Genomic DNA, 20,588 nt, shown 5'->3' on the forward strand with positions numbered 1-20,588 from the left:
CGTGACAGAGCGCATCTACGCGGACGGCGTCGCCATGGTGCAGCTGCTCGGTCCGCAGGACCGTCTGCTGCGCATGCTCGAGAAGCAGCATCCGCACGTCGAGGTGCTCGTCCGCGGAAACGAGATCACGCTGACCGGCGAGCCCGTCCTCGTCGCCGACGCGAAGGCGCTGGTCGATGAACTCATCACGATCACGCGCGAGGGTGCGGATCTCGCACCGTCCGACGTCGAGACCTCGGCGCGGATGCTCCGCCATGAGGGCGGTCCGCGCCCGAGCGAGGTGCTCGGCGAGGCGATCCTGTCGACCAGGGGCAAGGTCATCCGCCCGAAGACACCCGGTCAGAAGGAGTACGTCGACGCGATCGACGAGAGCACGATCGTGTTCGGCATCGGCCCGGCGGGAACAGGAAAGACCTACCTGGCGATGGCAAAGGCCGTCCAGGCCCTGCAGCGTAAAGAGGTCGAGCGCATCATCCTCACGCGCCCTGCCGTCGAGGCGGGGGAGCGGCTGGGCTTTCTGCCCGGCACGCTGACCGACAAGATCGACCCGTATCTGCGACCGCTCTACGACGCGCTCAACGAGATGATGGACCCCGAGATCGTCCCGCGCCTGATGGCGACGGGGACCATCGAGGTCGCCCCGCTGGCGTACATGCGCGGGCGAACGCTCAACGACTCCTTCGTCGTGCTCGACGAGGCGCAGAACACCACGCCCGAGCAGATGAAGATGTTCCTCACGCGCCTCGGATTCGGCACGAAGATGGTCGTCACCGGCGACATCACCCAGGTCGACCTGCCCCAGGGCGCGTCGGGCCTGCGTCTGGTGACTCGCGTCCTCAAGGACATCGACGACATCCACTTCGCCCGCCTCACGAGCGAGGACGTCGTCCGCCACTCACTCGTCGGCCGCATCGTCGACGCGTACAGCGAGTACGACGAGCAGCGCACCGCTGCCCGCCACGAACGCGAACAGGCTTCGGAGTTCGCCAGTCGGGCCGAACGCCGGTCCGGTCAGCGCCCCGGACCCCGCGATCGCATGCCCAGACGAGGACACTCATCATGATCGAGATCAACAACGAGTCCGCGATCGCCGTCGATGAGACGGTCCTGCAGCGGCTGACCGACTTCAACCTCGCCCAATTGCACGTCAGCGCGGATGCCGAGGTTGCGATCGTCCTCGTCGACGAGGGCGCGATGGAGGCGCTGCACGTCCAGTGGATGGACGAGCCGGGCCCGACCGACGTGCTGAGCTTCCCCATGGACGAGCTGCGCCCCGGCACCGAGGACCGTCCGACCGCTCCGGGTCTGCTCGGAGACATCGTCCTGTGCCCGCAGGTCGCCGAGACGCAGGCGCAGGCAGCCGGACACTCCCTGATGGACGAGCTGATCCTGCTCACCACGCACGGGCTGCTGCACCTGCTCGGCTTCGACCACGCAGAGCCCGACGAGGAGCGTGAGATGTTCGGGTTGCAGAAGGAGCTGATCAGCGGCTTCGCGCGCGCTGAACGCAGCCGATGACCGAGATCCTCCTGCTGATCGCCGCGGTCCTTCTGGTGGCGTTCGGCGGCCTCATGGCCGCCATCGAAGCCGCATACAGTGTGACCTCGCGCGCCGACCTCGCCGACATGGCGTCGAACGGTCGCAACGCGACGGCGCTGGGCCGTATCGGCGACGACCTTGACGCGCACGTCAACGCGGTCTCGTTCATCCGCGTCATCGTCGAAGTGACCGCCGCCGTGCTCGTGACGGTCGCCTTCACCCTGCTCTTCGACAACATCTGGTGGGCGATGCTCGCCGCAGCAGTCCTCATGACAGGGATCACGTTCGTGCTCGTCGGCGCGAGTCCCCGCGCATTCGGCCGACAGCGCTCCGAGAGCATGATCCGGGGGACGGCGTCGATCGTCCGCGGCGTGCGCATCATCCTCGGGCCGCTCGCCCAGGGCCTGGTCGTCCTCGGTGACAAGGTGACACCCGGCACCGGCCGCAGCTCGTTCACGAGCGAGGACCAGCTGCTGAGCATGGTCGATGAGGCGGCATCCAACGACCTCATCGAAGAGGACGACCGCGACCTCATCCACTCCGTGTTCGACTTCACCGACCAGTTCGTGCGCGCCATCATGGTGCCGCGCACCGAAATGGTGACGGTTGACGCCGAGGCGACGACCGACGAGGCCATGTCGCTGTTCCTCCAGCGCGGAATCTCGCGCGCGCCGGTGGTGGACGACGACGCCGACGACGTCGTCGGCATGCTGTACCTGAAGGATCTCGTGCAATTCGCCTACCGCGACGAGCAGGCGTGGCGTGCCGCACCCATCCGCCCGATCGCTCGGCCGGCGACCTTCGTGCCCGAGTCCATGCGCGCCGAGACCCTGCTTCAGCAGATGAAGCGGGATGCCGTGCACGTGTGCCTCGTGGTCGACGAGCACGGCGGGATCTCTGGTCTGGTGACGCTCGAGGACCTCATCGAGGAGCTCGTCGGGGAGATCTCCGACGAGTACGACCACGCCGCCGCCGAGGTCGTCGACCTGGGAGGCGGGCGCTACCGCGTGAGCGCCGGGCTCTCGCTCGACGACGTCGGCGACCTGTTCGGCATCGAGCTCGACGACGAGGACGTCGATTCGATCGGCGGACTGCTCGGCAAGGCCGTCGATCGAATCCCGCAACCGGGCGACACCGCGACGATCGACGGTCTCGTGCTCACCGGCGGCGCCTCGCGCGGTCGCGGGCGCGGCATCGCCACCGTGTTCGTCGAGCGGGCCGCGGCACCAGAGGAGACCCAGGATGACTGAATCGTTCCGCAGCGGGTTCGCGACCTTCGTCGGGCGCCCCAACGTCGGCAAGTCGACGCTCACGAACGCTCTCGTCGGCGAGAAGATCGCCATCACGAGCGAGAAGCCGCAGACGACCCGGCGCGCGATCCGCGGCATTCTGAACCGGCCCACCGGTCAGCTGGTCATCGTCGACACACCCGGCATCCACAAGCCGCGAACGCTACTGGGTGAGCGGCTCAACGACCTCGTCGAGCAGGTGCTCGGAGACGTCGACGTGATCGGATTCTGCGTGCCCGCGACCGAGAAGATCGGCCCGGGCGACCGGCGGATCGCGGCGTCCCTCGACGGCTACCCCCGTGCGAAGAAGATCGCGATCGTCACGAAGACGGACGTCGCCGAGCGCGACCAGATCACCGAGCGCCTCATCGAGGTCGACGCTCTGCGCGAGGACTGGGCCGCCGTCATCCCGCTCTCGGCGCTCACCCGCGACCAGCTCGACATCCTCACCGACGAGATGCTCGCCCTCATGCCCGAGGGCCCCGCGCTCTACCCGGATGGCGTCGTCACGGACGAGTCCGTCGAGGACCGCATCGCCGAGATGATCCGCGAGGCAGCCCTCGACGGCGTGCGCGACGAGCTGCCGCACTCGATCGCGGTCGTCGTCGACGATGTCGCGCCCCGCGAGGACAGCGACCTGACCGACGTGCACGCCTCGATCATCGTCGAGCGGGACAGCCAGAAGGCGATCATCATCGGTCGCAAGGGCTCGCGGCTCGCCGATGTCGGCAAGCGCGCCCGCGTCGGGATCGAGGAGCTGCTCGGCACCCGGGTGTTCCTGGGGCTCCACGTCAAGGTCGCCAAGGAATGGCAGCGCGACCCGAAGCAGCTGGGTCGCCTGGGCTTCTGACATGGCGGTGCACTGGGTCGCGACGCAGTGGGGGAGCCCCGAGCAGTGGGAGCTCCTCGAGTACGAACCACCGGTACCGGATGCCGGAGAGATCACGGTCCGCGTGCACGCGGCCGGGGTGAACCCGGCGGATGCCAAGCACGTTGCCGCTCCGCGCGCGGGGATGCAGCTGCCCGTGCCGATCGGCTACGAGATCTCCGGCGTCGTCACGGCGGTCGGACCCGGCACGCGCATCGGCTCGGGCGCCGTCGCGATCGGCGACGAGGTGCTGGCGTTCCGCGTGCGGGGCGGATACGCCGATGAGGTCACGATCCCTGCCGAGAAGGCCTTCCGCAAGCCGGCGCGTCTGACGCATCCTGAGGCGGCGAACCTCCTGCTCGCCGGAACCACAGCCGCGCAGATGCTGGCCGTGACGCGAGCAGCCGAAGGTGAGACGATCCTCCTGCACGGCGCGTCCGGGGCCGTCGGGGTCAGCGTGCTGCAGCAGGCGGCGCTGCGCGGCATCCGCGTCGTCGGCACTGCGAGCGAGGCCCGATCAGGCGAGGTCAGTCGATTCGGCGGCATCCCCGTCGTCTACGGCGACGGCTTAGCGGACCGCGTGCGCGCAATCGCGGAAGGACCGATTGCCGCGGCGCTCGACGCGGTCGGCACCGACGAGGCGGTGGATGTTTCGCTCGACCTGGTGCACGACCGCTCGCGCATCGTGACGATCGCGGCGGCGGGGCGTGCCCAGGCGGAGGGGTTCTCGTGGATCGTCGGTTCGCAGCCGGAGAGCACCCGATTCCGCGACGAGGTGCGTGCGGAGCTCGTCGGACTCGCCGCGAGAGGAGACCTCGTCGTGCCCATGGCGGTCACATATCCACTCGCCGATGCGCGCGAGGCGCTGCGCGTCGTCGCGGCGGGGCACCCGGGCGGCAAGATCGCCCTGATTCCGTGAGCTGCGTCGCGGATACGCTTTCGGACCGGTGTGCGCGACGGCATTCGACCCTGTTACGATCAGTCCATGCGCTTCGGCGGTCTGCTTCTTCTTAGCTGCCGCGACGAGTCCTCAAACTAGGGCCTCCCTCGTCGCGGCGCTTGTGCTGGCCCGATCATTCAGATCCGAGATGTAGAGAAGAAGCCCATCATGAAGAACCACCAGCGCCCGTCCGCGATGCCGATTCACAAGTACCGGCCGTTCCATGAGCAGATCGCCGTCGACCTGCCCGACCGCACGTGGCCCGCCCAGCGCATCACCGAAGCGCCTCGCTGGTGCGCGGTCGACCTGCGCGACGGCAACCAGGCCCTCATCGACCCGATGTCCCCCGAGCGCAAGCGGGTCATGTTCGAACTGCTCGTCGGCATGGGTTACAAGGAGATCGAGGTCGGCTTCCCGTCGGCGAGCCAGACCGACTTCGACTTCGTGCGCCAGCTGATCGAAGACGACCTCATCCCCGACGACGTGACCATCCAGGTGCTGACGCAGGCGCGCGAGCACCTGATCGAGCGCACCTACGAGGCGATCGCCGGGGCCAAGCAGGCCATCGTGCACCTGTACAACTCGACGAGCATCCTGCAGCGCGACGTCGTGTTCCGCACCGACAAGCAGGGCATCATCGACATCGCCCTCGAAGGCGCGCGGCTGTGCAGGAAGTACGAGAAGACGGTGCCGGGCACCGAGGTGTACTACGAGTACTCGCCCGAGTCGTACACCGGCACCGAGCTGGAGTTCGCCGTCGACATCTGCAACCAGGTGATCGAGATCTTCGAGCCGACGCCCGACCGCAAGGTGATCATCAACCTGCCGGCGACCGTCGAGATGGCGACGCCGAACGTCTACGCCGACTCGATCGAGTGGATGGGTCGCCACCTGAACCACCGCGAGAACATCATCCTGTCGCTGCACCCGCACAACGACCGCGGCACAGCCGTGGCCGCCGCCGAGCTCGGGTACATGGCAGGCGCGGACCGCATCGAGGGATGCCTGTTCGGCAACGGCGAGCGCACCGGCAACGTCGACCTGGTCGCCCTGGGCGTCAACCTGTTCACGCAGGGCATCGACCCGCAGATCGACTTCAGCGACATCGACCAGGTCAAGCGCACGGTCGAGTACTGCAACCAGCTGCCCGTTCCCGAGCGCAGCCCCTGGGCGGGCGACCTCGTGTTCACGGCCTTCAGCGGATCGCACCAGGACGCCATCAAGAAGGGCTTCGAGGCCATGGAGGCTCGCGCGGCAGTCGAGGGGACGACCGTCGACGAGATCGAATGGGCCGTGCCGTACCTGCCCGTCGACCCGAAGGACCTGGGCCGCTCGTATGAGGCGGTCATCCGCGTGAACTCGCAGTCCGGCAAGGGCGGTGTCGCGTACCTGCTCAAGACCGACCACGCGATCGACCTGCCCCGGAAGCTCCAGATCGAGTTCTCGGGCGTCGTGCAGTCCAAGACCGACAGTGAGGGCGGCGAGGTCACGAGCGACCAGATCTGGTCGATCTTCCACGACGAGTACCTCCCCGCCGAGGACGTCGATGCCAAGTGGGGCCGGTTCGAGCTGCTGGCCACGCAGACGCGCAGCGACATGTCCGGCGACGTCGCGCTCGACGTGGTCGTCCGCGACGGCGACGACCAGCACAGCGTCACCGCCCAGGGCAACGGCCCGATCGCCGCGTTCATCGAGGTGCTCCGCGGCCAGGGCTTCGACATCACCCTGTACGACTACGTCGAGCATGCTCTCAGCGCCGGCGGCGACGCGCAGGCGGCAGCCTACGTCGAGTTGCAGGTCGACGACCAGCGCCTGTGGGGCGTCGGCATCGACGGCGACATCTCGACCGCGTCGCTCAAGGCGATCGTGTCGGGCGTGAACCGTGCGATCCGCACCCGGGAGCAGCAGCTCGCCGCCGTGTGAGCCCCGGGTGTCCGCCAGGCGGAGGATAATCGAGGGGTGCCCACCTATCGAGACGAAGCGGTGATCCTGCGCACCCACAAGCTCGGTGAGGCGGATCGCATCGTCACCATGCTCTCGCGCCGCAACGGCAAGATCCGTGCGGTCGCGAAGGGCGTGCGGCGCACGTCGTCGAAGTTCGGCTCGCGGCTCGAGCCGTTCATGGTGGCGGACGTGCAGCTGTACCAGGGGCGCTCGCTCGACATCGTCCAGCAGGCCGAGTCGCTCGGCGCCTACGGCAGCGAGATCGCCGCGCATTACGAGCGGTTCACCTCGGCCAGCGCGATGGCGGAGACCGCAGACCGTCTGAGCGATGCCGAGGCGACACCGGAGCAGTACCTGCTGCTCGTCGGAGGGCTGAGGGCTCTGTCGCGCGGCGAGCACGACGCGCGCAGCATCCTGGACTCCTACCTCCTGCGCGTGATGGCGCTGTCGGGCTGGGCGCCGGCTTTGGAGGACTGCGCCCGGTGCGCAGCCCCCGGACCCCACCGGAACTTCGTCGTGCAGCTGGGGGGACTGGTGTGCGGCGACTGCGCGGCCGCCGGTGCGCCGCGGGTCGCCGAGTCGACACTGGCGCTGCTGCGCGCGCTGATCCGCGGCGACTGGGATGCCGTGGATGCTGCGCCCGCAGCCGACACGGCGGCCGCATCCGGCCTCGTGTCGGCGTACACGCAGTTCCACCTCGAGCGCGGCATCCGCTCGCTCGCGCACGTCGGATCCGACCGGGAGGGAACCCGTTGAGCCCGAAGCCGTACACGCACAAGGATGCGGTGGCATACCGCCCGCTGGACTGGACGGGCGTGTACCCGCCGAAGTTCCCGAAGGTGCCGGAGCACGTCGCGATCGTGATGGACGGGAACGGGCGCTGGGCGAACAGGCGCGGACTCACGCGCATTCAGGGGCACAAGGCGGGCGAGGAGGTGCTGCTCGATGTCGTCGCCGGCGCCATCCAGGCGGGCGTCAAGCATCTGTCCGTCTACGCCTTCTCGACCGAGAACTGGGCGCGCTCCCCGGAGGAGGTCCGCTTCCTCATGGGATACAACCGCGACGTGCTGCATCGCCGCCGCGATCAGCTCAACGAGTGGGGCGTGCGCGTGCGCTGGGCGGGACGCAAGCCGCGGCTGTGGGGATCGGTCATCAAGGAGCTGCAGTACGCCGAGAAGCTCACCGCGGGCAACGACGTGCTGACGCTGACCATGTGCGTGAACTACGGCGGGCGGGTCGAGCTCGTCGACGCCATGCGCTCTCTGGCGGGTGAGGTCGCCGCGGGGCGCCTGAAGCCGAACGCCATCAGCGAGAAGATGATCCGCCGCAACCTGTACGTCCCCGAGATGCCGGACGTGGATCTGTTCCTGCGGTCGTCGGGTGAGCAGCGCACGTCGAACTTCCTGCTGTGGCAGTCGGCGTACGCCGAGATGGTGTTCCTCGACACGCTCTGGCCGGACTTCTCGCGCGAGGAGCTGTGGCGGGCGATCGAGATCTCCCTGTCGCGCGACCGCCGTTTCGGCGGCGCGGTGGACGCCCCGGACCCCGCTTGAGCTCCGCCTCCGCCTCGCCGGGGCCGTCACTGCGGCACGGATGCAGGGAGGTTTCACGAATGCAGGGTGAAACGCCGTCGGATGCCGCTGCATCCGTTCGATCGCCCTGCAAGAGTGCGTGCGGCTACGAGTTGCGCAGCCACCGCTCGGTCTCGCGGGGATGCCGCAGGCGCACGATCGTGAGATGCGGAAACTGCTCCTGCTTCTCCAGCATCCGCTCGGGCCGGAACGGCAGCGGATCATCGGCGGTGAGCATCCGAAGATGCTATCAACGGAATACGTCGCGCCTGCGCGAGCGTTGCATCTGATGTGAGCGAACCCATCTCCATCGACATCTGGTCCGACATCGCGTGCCCGTGGTGCTACATCGGCAAGCGCAATCTTGAAGCGGGACTCGCGTCCACAGCATCCGACGACGACGCCCCGCAGGTGAACATCACCTTCCACTCCTTCGAGCTCTCGCCCGACACCCCCGTCGACTTCGACGGCGACGAACTCGACTTCCTCGCCGGGCACAAGGGGATGCCCCGCGAGCAGGTCGCGCAGATGCTCGACAACGTCACGAACGTCGCCAAGAACGCCGGCCTCGAGTACCGCTTCGACCTGCTCAAGCACACGAACACGGTGAAGGCGCACGAACTGCTCCACCACGCCAAGGCCGAGGGGCTGCAGCACGAGATGGAGGAGCGGCTGATGTCCGCGTACTTCACCGAGGGCAAGCACGTCGGCCGCATCGACGACCTCGTCGAGCTCGCGGCCGAGGTGGGGCTCGATGCCGACGCCACCCGCGACGCGCTCGAGAACGACAAGCATCTGCCCGCTGTGCGTCAGGATCAGGCGCAGGCCCGCGCCTACGGCATCCAGGGCGTGCCGTTCTTCGTGATCGACGGGCAGTACGGGATCTCCGGCGCCCAGCCGCCGGAGGCGTTCGCGAACGTCCTCCGCGACCTGTGGTCCAAGCGCGGCGCGCCCGCCGAGGAGCAGCCGGCGGGCTGACCGGCGTCAGCGAGCCAGGGCGCCCTCGATCGCCTCGACGATCTCGGGGGCGTCCGGCTTCTGCTTCGGGCGGAAGCGCTTGACCTGGCCGTCGGGCAGCACGAGGAACTTCTCGAAGTTCCACTCCACACGTCCGGCCTTGCCGCCGGCGTCCGGCGTCTGCTTGAGCGTCTTGTACAGGTCGACGGCGCCCCGCCCGTTCACCTTCACCTTGTCGCCCAGCGGGAACGTCACCCCGTAGGTCGTCGAGCAGAACTCCTGGATCTGCTCCATCGATCCCGGCTCCTGGCCCATGAACTGGTTGCACGGGAAGCCGACGACGCTGAATCCGCGTTCGCCGTACGTCCGCTGCAGCTGCTCGAGCTGCTCGTACTGCGGCGTCAGACCGCACCTGGATGCGACGTTGACGACGAGCACGACGTCGGCGCCGAGGTCGTCGAGCGTCTTCTCGGATCCGTCAGCATCCGTGAACGGGATCTGGCGCACGTTGACTTCAGAAACAGCGGTGTCGGGAGCAGAGGATTCCGTCATATCCACAGACTACGTCCGCCATGCGGCGCCGGGCGCCGCGAGGATGGGAGAATGGTCTGGAAATGACTATTGCCGCAGCCCCCGCCCGCGCCCTGAAGATCGGCCCGATCGAACTCGACGTGCCGGTCGTCCTCGCACCCATGGCGGGCATCACGAACACGGCGTTCCGGCGCCTCTGCCGCGAGTACGGCGCCGGCCTCTATGTCAGCGAGATGATCACCTCGCGGGCCCTCGTCGAGCGCAACGACACGACGATGCGTCTCATCCGCCACCACGAGTCCGAGACCCCGCGGTCGATCCAGCTCTACGGCGTGGATCCTGCGACGATCGCCGAAGCAGTCCGCATCATCGTCGCCGAGGACCACGCAGACCACATCGACCTGAACTTCGGATGCCCCGTCCCCAAGGTCACCCGCAAGGGCGGGGGAGCGGCGCTGCCGTGGAAGACGAGTCTGTTCGCCGACATCGTCGACCAGGCTGTGAAGGCCGCGGGTCCCCTGCCGCTCACCGTGAAGATGCGCAAGGGCATCGACCCTGATCACCTCACGTTCCTCGACGCCGGCCGCGCGGCCGAGGACGCCGGGGCCGCAGCCATCGCGCTGCACGCCAGGACGGCGAGCGAGTTCTACTCGGGGCACGCCGACTGGAGCGCCATCGGCGAGCTCAAGCAGGCGGTCACCAGCATCCCGGTGCTCGGCAACGGCGACATCTGGTCGGCGGACGATGCAGTGCGCATGATGGCCGAGACCGACTGCGACGGCGTCGTCGTCGGACGCGGATGCCTCGGTCGACCCTGGCTGTTCGGAGATCTCGCGACGGCCTTCGGCGCCGAGGCGCACCCGGTCAATGCCACCCTCGGATTCGTCGCCGACGCGTTCCGCCGGCACGCAGAGCTCCTCGTCGACTTCTTCGACGACGAGGACCACGGATGCCGCGACATCCGCAAGCACGTGGCGTGGTACTTCAAGGGCTACCCGGTCGGCAGCGACATCCGCACGGGCCTAGCCACGGCGCAGAACCTCGCGCACATCGACGAACTGCTCGGCCAGCTCGACCGGAACGCCCCCTACCCGGGAGCGGATGCCGAGGGACAGCGCGGACGTGCCGGCAGGCCCAAGCGTCCGGCGCTGCCGGAGCGGTGGCTGGAGTCGCGCGAGGTCGCGGCCGAGACCGGTGAGATGCTGCGAGGTGCGGAGATCGAGAACAGTGGCGGTTGAGGGCTACAGCGCGCACGACGCCGAGCGATTCTTCACCCAGACCCACCGATCCGAGCGCGACGACTTCGCGCGCGACCGCGCGCGGGTGCTGCACTCCGCGGCTCTTCGGCGCCTCGCGGCGAAGACTCAGGTGCTGAGCCCCGCCAGCACCGCGGACTTCGCCCGCAACAGGCTGACCCATTCGCTCGAAGTCGCACAGGTCGGCCGCGAACTCGCCGCCGCCCTCGGCGTCTCGGCGGACGTCGTCGACACCGCGTGCCTCAGCCACGACCTCGGTCACCCGCCGTTCGGCCACAATGGCGAGCGGGCGCTCAACGAGTGGGCCGAGCCCATCGGCGGGTTCGAGGGCAATGCGCAGTCGCTGCGCATCCTCACCCGGCTCGAGGCGAAGGTCCTCGACGACGACGGCCATTCCGTCGGCCTGAACCTCACCAGGGCGAGCCTCGACGCCACCTGCAAGTACCCGTGGACGGTCGACAGCCCGGTGCCCGACCCCGGCGGCAGGCTCAAGTTCGGCGTCTATCCGGAGGACGAGGCGGTGTTCCGCTGGATGCGCGATGGCGCCCCGGGGCGTCTGCGCTGCATCGAGGCCGAGATCATGGATCTCTCCGACGACATCGGCTACTCGGTGCACGACTTCGAGGACGCCATCGTCAACGGCTACCTCGACGTCGCCCAGCTCTCCGACCCCGGCGAGCACCACGCGCTGGTCAGCCGCATCCAGCAGTGGGTCGGCTACGACTTCACCCGCGAAGAGCTCGAGGACAGCCTGTACCGCCTCACCCGGCAGCCGATGTGGCTGAAGTCGTTCGACCGCTCCCGGCAGGATCTCGCCCGGCTGAAGAACCTCACGAGCGACCTGATCGGCCGCTTCGCGCGGGCCGCGGTGACCGCGACCCGCGAGGCGTACCCCGGGCCGTCGCTGGTCCGCTACAACGCTCACGTCGTCGTGCCGCGCGTCGTCGAGGCCGAGATCGCGGTGCTCAAGGGCATCATGGGACAGGCGATCGTCACGATCGATGCCCGCAAGGGCGTGTACAAGGAGCAGCGCCGGGTGCTGCGGCGCCTCGCGGACGCCCTCTGGTCGACGGACGCCCTGTGGAACGCGGGCGCCGATGTGCTCGAACCGGCCTTCGCGGCCGATTTCGTCGCCGCCGAGACGGATGCCGAACGCGCCAGGGTGGTCGTCGACCAGATCGCGAGCCTCACGGATCAGACGGCGCTGGACTGGCACAGCAGACTCGTCGGTGACATCGATCCGGCCGAGGTCGGGATCTGGACGCCGCGCACGGCGCGCTCGGGATCCCGCCCGCACCCGCACGCGCCGGTTCGGCTGGTCGAAGGGGCGCACTGATGCCCCGCATCCGTCAAGCCGACGTCGACGAGGTCAAGTCGCGCACGAACATCGCCGATATCGTCGGAGAACGCGTCGCCCTGAAGTCGGCCGGCGTCGGATCGATGAAGGGCCTGTGCCCGTTCCACGACGAGAAGAGCCCAAGCTTCCACGTGCGCCCGCAGGTGGGGTACTACCACTGCTTCGGATGCGGCGAGTCGGGCGATGTCTACTCGTTCCTGCGCGCCATGGACCACGTGAGCTTCACCGAGGCCGTCGAGCGCCTCGCCGGGCGCCTGGGCTACACGCTGCACTACGAAGACGGCGGTGCGGCGCCCGAGACGAGCGGCCGCAGCCGGCTGTATGCCGCGAACACGGCGGCTGCGGAATTCTTCCGCGGCCAGTTGCTCACTGCCGAGGCCGAGACCGCTCGACGCTTCCTCGGGGAGCGTGGCTTCGACGCCGGGGCCGCAGCCCACTTCGGTGTCGGGTACGCCCCGCGCGGCTGGGATGGGATGCTGAAGGCCCTCACCGCGCAGGGATTCAGCCGCGACGAGCTGCTCGGCGCGGGCGTCGTCTCGCAGGGCCAGCGCGGGGTGTACGACCGGTTCCGCGGCCGGCTCGTCTGGCCGATCCGCGACGTCACGGGGCAGACGATCGGGTTCGGCGCCCGCAAGCTCTACGACGACGACCAAGGCCCGAAGTACCTGAACACACCCGAGACGATCATCTACAAGAAGGCGCAGGTGCTCTACGGACTCGACCTCGCCAAGCGCGATATCTCGCGCGGCGAACCCCGTCGCGCGGTCGTGGTCGAGGGGTACACCGACGTCATGGCCTGCCACCTCGCCGGGGTCACCACGGCGATCGCGACGTGCGGAACGGCATTCGGCGCCGAGCACATCAAGGTGCTGCGCCGTGTGATGGGCGATGACTCCAGCTCGGGTGAGGTCGTCTTCACGTTCGACGGCGACGAGGCCGGTCAGAAGGCGGCGCTGCGGGCCTTCAGCGAGGACGACCGCTTCAACGCCCAGACCTTCGTCGCCGTCGCGCCGGACGGTCTTGACCCGTGCGACCTGCGCCTGCAGCGCGGGGATGCCGCCGTCCGAGGCCTCATGGACGCGAAGGTGCCGATGTTCGAGTTCGCGATCGATCGCAAACTCCAGGGCTTCGACCTCGCGACCGTCGAGGGGCAGGTCGGAGCGCTGCGCGCAGCGGCCTCGATCGTGGCGGAGATCCGGGATCGGCTCCTGCGGCCCGGCTACGAGCGCGTGCTCGCGCGCCGGCTGGGCATGGACCCCACCGAGGTGCACGCCGAGGTCGAACGCGCCGCGCGCGGTGCCGGCGCGGCGAAGGCCAAGCAGGAGTCTCCGCGCGAGCAGACGGACGCACCGGCGGTGCCGACGGTGACGCTGGTGAGCCTGCCGCGGACCGCTGACGTCGCCGTCGAGCGCGGCATGATCATGGGTGCGCTGCAGTACGGCCATCAGGTGGATCAGTCGATGCTGGCGCGAGCGCTGGAGGCGCCCTTCCGGCATCCGGCCCTCGAGGCGATTCGCGAGACGATCGCCGCCGTGCCCGACCGCACGCGGGTCGGCTGGGCCATGGATGCGGTCAACAGCGTCCGCGAACCGTATCGCGCCCTGGCGGGGGAGCTCTTGATGAGTCCGTTCCCCGCGAAGGATGAGGCGGGCGCCGTCGCATCGACAGCGGATCTGTCGCGCCGCATGATCGTGCGTGGGCTGGAGCGCGAGAAGCACGAGCTGCTCGGTGCGATCCAGCGGGTGCCGGCGGACTCCGACGGCGGGCGTGCGCTGCGCATGCGGTTGCGCGACATCGACGCCGAACGTCAGCGCTTCGCCGAGTCGTAGGGGAGGATGGGGGGATGGCTCGCCATCCCGCCCCGGACCATCTGATCGACTGCTCAGATCTCGTCATCGACAGGATCGGGCACAGCGCACCCACGCGCGCCGTCGACGGTGTCACCTTCGCGCTCCCTCCAGGAGAGCTCATCTGCGTCGCCGGCCCGACGGGCTCGGGCAAGTCCACTCTGGTGGCGGCACTCGCCGGATCCACCGACCCATCGGTGCGGATCGCCGGCGGCAGCGCCGAGGTCTGCGGCGTGAACGTCCGCAAGCCCGGCCGCAGGCACCGTGAGCTCACCTACCTCACCGGATACATCCCGCAGGGCGCCGGTGCGAACCTGCCTCCGACGCTCACCGTCAGCGATGTGATCGCCGAGCCCATCCTCATCCGCGAGAAGCGCGTGAACAGCAGGGCGCTGTCGATCCGCATCGCGACCCTGCTCGACGAGCTGCACCTGCCGCTGGGCGTGGCGGCGAAGTTCCCCTACGAGCTCAGCGCCGGGATGCGCCAGCGCGTCGCGATCGCCCGGGCGTTCGTGCTCGAGCCGCGGGTGCTCATCGCCGACGAGCCTCTGGCGAACCTCGACCTCGAGGTGCGCCCTGTCGTCTTCGACGCGATCACCCGGCGACGCAAGGAGCACGGGATGGGTGCTCTGCTCGTCACCAACGACGCGGCGTTCATCCGTGAACTCGATGCCGAGACGCTCATGCTCAAGGGCGGTCACGTCGTCGCCAGAGGCGTCGGCAAGGACCTCCTGTGGGTGCCGAACGCGGAGGCGGATTCGCGTGCCGGGTGAGCGCGAGCGGACACGCCCGACCGGGGCCGCCGATGTCACGAGCACGGTTCGGAGTTTGCTAAGCTAGTGGAGTTGCCCCGCGCAGCGGAGCACATTCCTCGGTAGCTCAATTGGCAGAGCAGCCGGCTGTTAACCGGCAGGTTCTTGGTTCGAGTCCAAGCCGGGGAGCCAATGCAGAAGGCCCCGTCACCATGACGGGGCCTTCTGCATTCCTCGGGTCGGATCAGACCGCGGCATCCTTCAGCGACCCGGTGACCTCGAGCTGGGTCTGGCCCGTGGAGTCCTCGGGGTCGGGCTTGTAGATGACGCACTGGACGATCCGGTCGTTGGCCTGCGTCCAGGTCTCCTCGGTCGGGGTGATCCACCAGAAGTCGAGGGTCGAATCCGCCCACTCCACGCCGACGAAGTCCGCGAATGCCGGAACGCACTCGGCCTCGACCGCGGCCATGATCTCGTCGTCGCTCGGCAGGTCGCCGTCCTCCAGCTCGAATTCGTAGAACACCTCGTCGGTGTGCGGCTCCGAGCAGGGCACGACGTCGAGATCGGTGATCTCGCCGGTGGTGTCGGTGGCGGGCATGCAGTCGCCGACCTTGAGGGAGAAGACGTCGATGTTCGCCCCCTCGGTGACGTTGCCGTCATCATCGCGCTGTGCGTCGCCGCCGCCCAGGATTCCGCTGAGCGCGCTGCAGCCGGTGAGCGCGAGGCTCAGCGCCATGGCAGAGCCTGCGAGCGCCAGTGAGCGCTTGGTGCGCATCTTCATGATCGATCCCCTCCGGAGTGTGTGACGGACGAAGCTGTGAATCGCCCGTGCACAGCCTACCCCTCGAGGTCGTCGATTCCGGGCGTCCAGCTGGCGCCCGGACGCCCCCAGCCGCGCTTGCGGGCGATCTTCTGCACGGTCTTCCAGTCGCCGTCGGACAGCCGATCGACGTACAGGATGCCGTCGAGGTGGTCGAACTCGTGCTGCATGATGCGCGCCCTCCAGCCGTCGACCTCGATGCGCACGTCCGCACCGTCCAGGTCGATGCCGGTGACCAGTACGCGGTCGGCGCGTCGCAGCGCGAAGCGCTCACCGGGGAACGACAGGCAGCCCTCGGACTCCTCGTCGGGGTCCGGAGCGCCGGGCTCCGGAGGCGACATCCACAGCACGGGGTTGATGATCGCACCGCGCCACGGGTTGTCCTCGTCGTCGACGTACGAGTAGGTGTAGATGCGGAGCGGCTGACCGACCTGCGGGGCCGCGAGGCCGACGCCCGGAGCGGCATCCATCGTCTCGAACATGTCGGCGACGAGCGTGCGGATCTCGTCGGTGATCTCCTCGACCTCGGATGCAGGGGAGTGCAGGACAGGATCGCCCATGATGCGAATCGGTAGAACAGCCACGCCACAACCCTACTGGCCTCGCATCGCCGGGTAAGGTTCTACTGTGAGCGCGGGGGTGTGGATGTCGGTGGAGGAGGTCAGCGATCAGCTGGTCGGGGCGTTCCAGAACCCGGCACTGCTGCTCGGCATCCCGCTGGCTCTCGCCGGTGCCGTCTTCATGTCTCTCGGAGCGCAGTACCAGCACCGCGGCGTCACCAAGGTCGAGCGCCTGAGCGGCTCTGCCGGCACGAGCGGGCTCAGCTTCGATCAGATCAAGGGGCTGCTCACCCGCCCGTCCTGGATCCTCGGCACGCTCATGCTCGGGCTCGCGATCGTTTGCCAGTTGTCCGCGCTCGCGATCGCGCCCCTCATCGTCGTGCAGCCGCTCGGCGCGATCGCCCTCGTGATCACGACGCTCCTCAACGCCCGCGTCTCCGGACACACGCCGACCAGGCGCTCGTTGACCTCGATCTTCGCCTGCGTCGGCGGGATCTTCCTGTTCGTCTTCCTCGCCGCGATCTTCGCCACGGAGAAGGACGTCACGACCGAGAACCTGTTCGTGATCCTCACGACGCTGCTCGTCGTGATCATCGTCCTCGGCGCGTGCTGGCTGATCCTGCGCCACCGCATGCGCGCGCTGTTCTACGTGATCGGAGCGGGCGTTCTGTACGGCTTCGTCGCCACGCTCGCCAAGGTCATCATCAAGCGCCTGCAGGCGGAGAACTTCGACTGGCTCACGCTCGTCTGCGTGATCGCGCTGGTCGCGGCCGCCGCCGTCGGCGCCTACTTCGTGCAGACGGCGTACAGCTCCGGCCCGCCCGACCTGGTGATCGCCGGCCTCACCGTCGTCGACCCGATCGTCGCCGTCGTCATCGGCATCCTCGTTCTGGGTGAGGCCGCTGCGGCACCGGTGTGGGCGCTCATCGCCTTCGCCGCCATCGGCGCGGTCGCGGTGTGGGGCGTCGTCGGACTCGCGCGCTACCACCCGCAGGTGCTCAGCGAGAGTCAGGAGCTCGGCATCACTCGCGGCAGCGACGGCGACGCGGGCGACCCTTCGACGGGCCCAGGGATCGGGCGCTGACGCTCAGTAGGACTGATCGATGAGGTCCTCCGGGACCTCGGCGGCCGCGGCCTCGTCGACGAAGAACACCGTGCGCTTGCGGCCCTTCGCCCCTGCCACGGGCACGCTCGTGTAGCTCGCGCCGGCCAGCGCCAGGCCCAGCGCCGATGCCTTGTCCGCTCCCGTCAGCACCAGCCACACGCGCTTGGACGCGTTCAGCACGGGGCGTGTGAGGGTGACGCGCTCGGCGGGTGGCTTGGGGGAGTCGCGGACGGGGAGCGCCGCGGCATCCGTCGCCGTCACCTCCGCGCGGTCGGGGAACAGGGAGGCGATGTGACCGTCGGCACCGACTCCGAGGAAGCACACGGCGAACGACGGCCACGCCTCGCCCTCCCCGCCGAAGCGGGCGAGCTCGGCCGCGTAAGCGGCTGCCGCCTCGTCGAGCGTGAGCCCGCTGTCGGATGCAGCGACCTCGTGCACGTTCCCGGCGGGCACCTCGATGTGATCGAGCAGCGCCCGGCGGGACTGCACGGCGTTGCGGTCGTCGTCGTCGTGCGCGACGAACCTCTCGTCGCCCCACCAGAAGTGCACCAGCGACCAGTCGATCTGCGGGGTCTTCGGGTGCTCGGCGACGGCCTGCAGCACGGCGGCGCCCGTGGTGCCGCCGCTGAGCGCGACGTGGGCGATCCTACCGTTGCGGGTGCGCGCCTTCACCCGTGTGAGGAAACGATCGGCGACCCGCGCGACCACGGCTGCCGAGGTCTGCTCGATGACGACGACCTTGTCGGCGGACGATGCTTCCATGCACCTTACGCTACCGTCTCGGGCGGCTCGAGCTGCTCCCAACCCTCGGTGATGACCCGGCCGTAGAGCACGTCGGGGTCAAGACGCCGCAACTCCTCGGCCAGGCACTCCCGCAGCGTGCGCCGGGGAAGCACGAGGTCGTGGTCGGGCTGACCCGGCTGCGTGAGCACGGCGACACCGGGCACAGGACGCTCGAGGAGGATGTCGCCGGAGGCACGCGTGAGTCGCACCGACTTGATGCCGTCCGACCAGGCGGACGGCGACTCGTACACCCAGTGCACGGGGACCTGGAGCGCGAGCTTCAGCCAGGCCGCGAGCAGCGCGGTCGACGGGGAGTCCGACGCGCCGCGCACCTCGACCGCCGTGACGGACTCGAACGGCGGCTGGTCGAGCACCGCGGCCAGCTGCTCTCGCCAGCGCGTGAGCCGCGTCCATGCGAGATCCGTGTCGCCGGGCGCGTGCGTCCGGCCGCGCAGGGCCAGCCGGTCGCGGACATCGGGCGTCGTCGCAGCATCCGTGATGCGACGCTGGGCGATGCGCCCCACCGGCGACGAAGCGGGGTCGGACGGCGCCTCATCGGGCCACCAGGCGACCACGGGGGCGTCGGGCAGGAGAAGCCCGGTGATCAGGCTCTCCTCGTTGCTCGCGGCATCCCCGTAGGCCTGGAGGACGATGACCTCGCTCGCACCCGCGTCCCCGCCGATGCGGATCTGCGCGTCGAGGTGCGCCTCGCCCTCGCCGGTGGTCAGCACGATCACGCGCATCGGATGCTCGCGCGAGGCATCGTTGGCGGCGTCGATCGCCGCCTCTGCGACGCCGTTGCGCGCCGAGATGACGAGGGTGAGAACGCGGCCGAGAGCGACGGCGCCGCCCTCTTCGCGCACCTTGACGAGCTGCTTGGCGACCTGGCTGACGGTCGTGTCGGGAAGGTCGATGATCACGGTCGTCTCCAGACTCGTCCGTCGCGGGCAAGGAGGGCGTCGGCGGATGCCGGGCCCCAGGAGCCGGGGGCGTACTGCTCGAGCGGTCCGCCCTGCGCGGCCCAGTGCTCCTCCACCGGGTCGAGGATCTTCCAGCTCAGCTCCACCTCCTCATGGCGGGGGAACAACGGCGGGTCGCCCAGCAGCACGTCGAGGATCAGCCGCTCGTACGCCTCGGGACTCGCCTCGGTGAAGGCGTGGCCGTAGCCGAAGTCCATCGTCACATCGCGGACGTTGGTGCCGGGGCCGGGGACCTTCGACCCGAAGCGGATCGTCACGCCCTCATCGGGCTGGACGCGAATCACCAGAGCGTTCTTGCCGAGCTCAGCGGCGTTCCCGCGGCCGAACAGGTGCTCGGGCGCCCGGTTGAACACCACGGCGATCTCGGTGACGCGCCGGCCCAGGCGCTTGCCGCTGCGCAGGTAGAAGGGCACGCCGGCCCAGCGGCGATTGGCGATCTCGAGCTTGATCGCGGCGTAGGTCTCGGTGATGGACTCGGGGTTCATCCCGTCCTCTTCGAGGAAACCGTCCACCTTCTGGCCGCCCTGCCAGCCGCCTGCGTACTGTCCGCGAGCCGTCGCGGTCGACAGGTCCTCGGGCAGCGTGACGGCGGCGAGCACCTTCTCCTTCTCCGCGCGCAGGTTCTCGGCGGAGAGGCTGATGGGCTCCTCCATCGCGGTGAGCGCGAGCAGCTGGAGCAGGTGGTTCTGGATGACATCGCGGGCGGCGCCGATGCCGTCGTAGTAGCCGGCGCGGCCGCCGACGCCGATGTCCTCGGCCATCGTGATCTGCACGTGGTCGACGTAGTTGCGGTTCCAGATCGGCTCGTACAGCGCGTTGGCGAAGCGCAGCGCGAGGATGTTCTGAACCGTCTCCTTGCCGAGGTAGTGGTCGATGCGGAAGATCGAGTCCGCCGGGAACGCGACCTCGAGCGCCTCGTTCAGGGCCCTGGCCGACTCGAGGTCGTGACCGAACGGCTTCTCGATGACGACGCGGCGCCACTGGTCTTCGCCGCGATCCTCGCCGACGAGCCCCGATTCCTTCAGCTGCTTCGCGACGAGCGGGAACGCCTTCGGCGGGATCGACAGGTAGTACGCGTGATTGCCCATCGTGCCGCGTTCGACGTCGAGCTTCTCGACGGTTTCGCGGAGCTTCGCGAACGACTCCGGATTGTCGAACTCGCCTGAGACGAAACGGATGCCCTGGAGCAGCTGCTTCCAGGTGTCCTCGCGGAACTCGGTGCGCGCGTGCTCCTTGACGGCCTCGTAGACGACCTGGGCGAAGTCCTGGTCCTCCCAGTCGCGTCGGGCGAAGCCGACCAGCGCGAAACCAGGGGGCAGCAGCCCTCGGTTCGCGAGGTCGTACACGGCCGGCATGAGCTTCTTGCGGGACAGATCGCCGGTCACACCGAAGATCACCAGCGCGCTGGGCCCTGCGATTCGGTTGAGACGGCGGTCATCGGGATCGCGCAGCGGGTTGTGGCCGCGTGAGACGGGAACGGTCATCGGTG

Annotated in this window: 21 protein-coding genes and 1 tRNA gene; 15 read left to right on the top strand and 7 right to left on the bottom strand. The window is 68.9% G+C overall.

What is annotated here, in order from left to right:
• Positions 1 to 34: 34 nt before the first annotated feature.
• The 8 genes from HWX58_RS12440 to HWX58_RS12475 all read left to right on the top strand — a co-directional run bounded on the left by HWX58_RS12440 (position 35) and on the right by HWX58_RS12475 (position 8,133).
• Positions 35 to 1,063, top strand: coding sequence for a PhoH family protein (locus HWX58_RS12440; protein WP_250646236.1), 1,029 nt, complete (start codon positions 35 to 37; stop codon positions 1,061 to 1,063).
• A complete protein-coding gene (gene ybeY / locus HWX58_RS12445; RefSeq protein ID WP_175988311.1) occupies positions 1,057 to 1,518 on the top strand; it encodes an rRNA maturation RNase YbeY in 462 nt (153 codons plus the stop codon). Before HWX58_RS12440 ends, ybeY begins: the two co-directional genes overlap by 7 nt.
• A complete protein-coding gene (locus HWX58_RS12450) occupies positions 1,515 to 2,789 on the top strand; it encodes a hemolysin family protein (RefSeq protein WP_175988187.1) in 1,275 nt (424 codons plus the stop codon). Before ybeY ends, HWX58_RS12450 begins: the two co-directional genes overlap by 4 nt.
• Positions 2,782 to 3,678, top strand: a complete 897-nt coding sequence (era, locus tag HWX58_RS12455) for a GTPase Era (RefSeq protein ID WP_175988189.1) — start codon at positions 2,782 to 2,784, stop codon at positions 3,676 to 3,678. The genes HWX58_RS12450 and era overlap by 8 nt, the downstream gene beginning before the upstream one ends.
• Before the next feature lies 1 nt (position 3,679).
• Positions 3,680 to 4,615 carry an NADP-dependent oxidoreductase gene (locus tag HWX58_RS12460; protein ID WP_175988191.1) on the top strand — a complete coding sequence of 312 codons (936 nt, stop codon included), beginning with the start codon at positions 3,680 to 3,682 and terminating at the stop codon, positions 4,613 to 4,615.
• A 189-nt stretch (positions 4,616 to 4,804) separates the two neighbouring features.
• Positions 4,805 to 6,559 (top strand): 2-isopropylmalate synthase, encoded by a 1,755-nt coding sequence (gene leuA / locus HWX58_RS12465; RefSeq protein WP_175988193.1) that lies wholly within the window; start codon positions 4,805 to 4,807, stop codon positions 6,557 to 6,559.
• Between the two features lie 36 nt (positions 6,560 to 6,595).
• Positions 6,596 to 7,336: a DNA repair protein RecO gene (recO, locus tag HWX58_RS12470; protein WP_175988195.1), complete on the top strand. Its 741-nt coding sequence runs from the start codon at positions 6,596 to 6,598 to the stop codon at positions 7,334 to 7,336.
• Positions 7,333 to 8,133, top strand: coding sequence for an isoprenyl transferase (locus HWX58_RS12475; RefSeq protein WP_175988197.1), 801 nt, complete (start codon positions 7,333 to 7,335; stop codon positions 8,131 to 8,133). Before recO ends, HWX58_RS12475 begins: the two co-directional genes overlap by 4 nt.
• Before the next feature lie 124 nt (positions 8,134 to 8,257).
• On the opposite strand, the gene HWX58_RS15295 is transcribed toward HWX58_RS12475, so the two are convergent.
• Positions 8,258 to 8,389 (bottom strand): hypothetical protein, encoded by a 132-nt coding sequence (locus HWX58_RS15295; RefSeq protein WP_284690608.1) that lies wholly within the window; start codon positions 8,387 to 8,389, stop codon positions 8,258 to 8,260.
• Between the two features lie 53 nt (positions 8,390 to 8,442).
• Between HWX58_RS15295 and HWX58_RS12485 the strand changes: the two genes are divergently transcribed.
• Complete coding sequence (locus HWX58_RS12485) at positions 8,443 to 9,129, top strand: DsbA family oxidoreductase (protein WP_175988199.1); 687 nt, start codon at positions 8,443 to 8,445, stop codon at positions 9,127 to 9,129.
• Between the two features lie 6 nt (positions 9,130 to 9,135).
• On the opposite strand, the gene HWX58_RS12490 is transcribed toward HWX58_RS12485, so the two are convergent.
• Positions 9,136 to 9,660 carry a glutathione peroxidase gene (locus HWX58_RS12490; protein ID WP_175988201.1) on the bottom strand — a complete coding sequence of 175 codons (525 nt, stop codon included), beginning with the start codon at positions 9,658 to 9,660 and terminating at the stop codon, positions 9,136 to 9,138.
• A 62-nt stretch (positions 9,661 to 9,722) separates the two neighbouring features.
• On the opposite strand from HWX58_RS12490, the gene dusB reads away from it, so the two are divergent.
• From dusB to HWX58_RS12515, 5 genes are all read left to right on the top strand, one after another.
• Entirely contained in the window at positions 9,723 to 10,877 is a 1,155-nt protein-coding gene (gene dusB, locus HWX58_RS12495) for a tRNA dihydrouridine synthase DusB (RefSeq protein WP_250646233.1), read from the top strand.
• The gene (locus HWX58_RS12500; RefSeq protein ID WP_227530854.1) at positions 10,867 to 12,231 is read left to right on the top strand and encodes a deoxyguanosinetriphosphate triphosphohydrolase; all 1,365 of its coding nucleotides are present in this window, start codon (positions 10,867 to 10,869) and stop codon (positions 12,229 to 12,231) included. Before dusB ends, HWX58_RS12500 begins: the two co-directional genes overlap by 11 nt.
• Positions 12,231 to 14,081 carry a DNA primase gene (dnaG, locus tag HWX58_RS12505; RefSeq protein WP_175988205.1) on the top strand — a complete coding sequence of 617 codons (1,851 nt, stop codon included), beginning with the start codon at positions 12,231 to 12,233 and terminating at the stop codon, positions 14,079 to 14,081. The genes HWX58_RS12500 and dnaG overlap by 1 nt, the downstream gene beginning before the upstream one ends.
• A gap of 14 nt (positions 14,082 to 14,095) precedes the next feature.
• On the top strand, positions 14,096 to 14,872 hold the full coding sequence (locus tag HWX58_RS12510) for an ATP-binding cassette domain-containing protein (protein ID WP_175988207.1): 777 nt from the start codon (positions 14,096 to 14,098) through the stop codon (positions 14,870 to 14,872).
• A gap of 95 nt (positions 14,873 to 14,967) precedes the next feature.
• A tRNA-Asn gene (locus HWX58_RS12515) sits at positions 14,968 to 15,043 on the top strand.
• Positions 15,044 to 15,095: 52 nt separating this feature from the next.
• Here the strand turns inward: HWX58_RS12515 and HWX58_RS12520 are convergent.
• Positions 15,096 to 15,632 carry a septum formation family protein gene (locus HWX58_RS12520; RefSeq protein ID WP_250646234.1) on the bottom strand — a complete coding sequence of 179 codons (537 nt, stop codon included), beginning with the start codon at positions 15,630 to 15,632 and terminating at the stop codon, positions 15,096 to 15,098.
• A 56-nt stretch (positions 15,633 to 15,688) separates the two neighbouring features.
• Positions 15,689 to 16,255, bottom strand: a complete 567-nt coding sequence (def, locus tag HWX58_RS12525; RefSeq protein ID WP_175988209.1) for a peptide deformylase — start codon at positions 16,253 to 16,255, stop codon at positions 15,689 to 15,691.
• Positions 16,256 to 16,316: 61 nt separating this feature from the next.
• On the opposite strand from def, the gene HWX58_RS12530 reads away from it, so the two are divergent.
• Positions 16,317 to 17,315: a DMT family transporter gene (locus HWX58_RS12530; RefSeq protein ID WP_175988315.1), complete on the top strand. Its 999-nt coding sequence runs from the start codon at positions 16,317 to 16,319 to the stop codon at positions 17,313 to 17,315.
• Between the two features lie 3 nt (positions 17,316 to 17,318).
• Here the strand turns inward: HWX58_RS12530 and pgl are convergent, their stop codons facing one another.
• From pgl to zwf, 3 genes are read right to left on the bottom strand one after another with little or no spacing between them, the layout of a single operon-like run.
• On the bottom strand, positions 17,319 to 18,098 hold the full coding sequence (pgl, locus tag HWX58_RS12535; RefSeq protein WP_175988211.1) for a 6-phosphogluconolactonase: 780 nt from the start codon (positions 18,096 to 18,098) through the stop codon (positions 17,319 to 17,321).
• 5 nt (positions 18,099 to 18,103) lie between these two features.
• A complete protein-coding gene (locus HWX58_RS12540; RefSeq protein WP_175988213.1) occupies positions 18,104 to 19,039 on the bottom strand; it encodes a glucose-6-phosphate dehydrogenase assembly protein OpcA in 936 nt (311 codons plus the stop codon).
• Entirely contained in the window at positions 19,036 to 20,583 is a 1,548-nt protein-coding gene (gene zwf / locus HWX58_RS12545) for a glucose-6-phosphate dehydrogenase (RefSeq protein ID WP_175988215.1), read from the bottom strand. The genes HWX58_RS12540 and zwf overlap by 4 nt, the downstream gene beginning before the upstream one ends.
• Positions 20,584 to 20,588 lie beyond the last annotated feature (5 nt).

This window comes from Microbacterium tenebrionis (genome assembly GCF_903645325.1).
GTDB classification, from domain to species: domain Bacteria; phylum Actinomycetota; class Actinomycetes; order Actinomycetales; family Microbacteriaceae; genus Microbacterium; species Microbacterium tenebrionis.

Excerpts from the sequence above, each read along its gene's own strand:
- zwf (WP_175988215.1), bottom strand. The coding sequence starts at position 20,583 with ATGACCGTTCCCGTCTCACGCGGCCACAACCCGCTGCGCGATCCCGAT.
- HWX58_RS12490 (WP_175988201.1), bottom strand. The coding sequence starts at position 9,660 with ATGACGGAATCCTCTGCTCCCGACACCGCTGTTTCTGAAGTCAACGTG.
- HWX58_RS12520 (WP_250646234.1), bottom strand. The coding sequence starts at position 15,632 with ATGAAGATGCGCACCAAGCGCTCACTGGCGCTCGCAGGCTCTGCCATG.
- HWX58_RS12530 (WP_175988315.1), top strand. The coding sequence starts at position 16,317 with ATGTCGGTGGAGGAGGTCAGCGATCAGCTGGTCGGGGCGTTCCAGAAC.
- HWX58_RS12440 (WP_250646236.1), top strand. The coding sequence starts at position 35 with ATGGTGCAGCTGCTCGGTCCGCAGGACCGTCTGCTGCGCATGCTCGAG.
- HWX58_RS12450 (WP_175988187.1), top strand. The coding sequence starts at position 1,515 with ATGACCGAGATCCTCCTGCTGATCGCCGCGGTCCTTCTGGTGGCGTTC.
- dusB (WP_250646233.1), top strand. The coding sequence starts at position 9,723 with ATGACTATTGCCGCAGCCCCCGCCCGCGCCCTGAAGATCGGCCCGATC.
- HWX58_RS12510 (WP_175988207.1), top strand. The coding sequence starts at position 14,096 with ATGGCTCGCCATCCCGCCCCGGACCATCTGATCGACTGCTCAGATCTC.
- pgl (WP_175988211.1), bottom strand. The coding sequence starts at position 18,098 with ATGGAAGCATCGTCCGCCGACAAGGTCGTCGTCATCGAGCAGACCTCG.
- dnaG (WP_175988205.1), top strand. The coding sequence starts at position 12,231 with ATGCCCCGCATCCGTCAAGCCGACGTCGACGAGGTCAAGTCGCGCACG.
- era (WP_175988189.1), top strand. The coding sequence starts at position 2,782 with ATGACTGAATCGTTCCGCAGCGGGTTCGCGACCTTCGTCGGGCGCCCC.
- HWX58_RS15295 (WP_284690608.1), bottom strand. The coding sequence starts at position 8,389 with ATGCTCACCGCCGATGATCCGCTGCCGTTCCGGCCCGAGCGGATGCTG.
- leuA (WP_175988193.1), top strand. The coding sequence starts at position 4,805 with ATGAAGAACCACCAGCGCCCGTCCGCGATGCCGATTCACAAGTACCGG.
- HWX58_RS12460 (WP_175988191.1), top strand. The coding sequence starts at position 3,680 with ATGGCGGTGCACTGGGTCGCGACGCAGTGGGGGAGCCCCGAGCAGTGG.